1 protein-coding gene is annotated in these 364 nt (G+C 42.3%); it reads right to left on the bottom strand.

The annotated features are described in order from the left end of the window. The coding region (locus IEV57_RS17740; RefSeq protein WP_194383032.1) for an MBG domain-containing protein at positions 1-364 on the bottom strand (364 nt) is incomplete at both ends.

The following is a 364-nucleotide window of genomic DNA, read 5'->3' as shown; positions in this document are numbered from 1 at the left end:
TTGGTATCACCATTCACCAATCCAACATATGTGAAAGTCAAAGATGGATTCTCAGAACCATATACTTTATCCTTATCATCTGCAGTGATGGTCAAGCTTGCTTTGGTGACTTCCAGTACTCCATCTACCAAGCTGATATCATAATTCGGATCAAAACCTCCCGTCAAGGTAATCGGATAAGTACCAACTCCCGAACTCAGTGTTGCCGTCGTGCTGATACTTGGCACAGTTACCACTTTGGTATCACCATTCACCAATCCAACATATGTGAAAGTCAAAGATGGATTCTCAGAACCATATACTTTATCCTTATCATCTGCAGTGATGGTCAAGCTTGCTTTCGTCACTTCCAGTACCCCATCTG

The organism is Belliella aquatica, from assembly GCF_014637795.1.
Taxonomy (GTDB): Bacteria; Bacteroidota; Bacteroidia; order Cytophagales; family Cyclobacteriaceae; genus Belliella; species Belliella aquatica.
The sequence above is the reverse complement of the archived record's forward strand: the minus strand, read 5'-3'. Positions and strand labels throughout refer to the sequence as shown.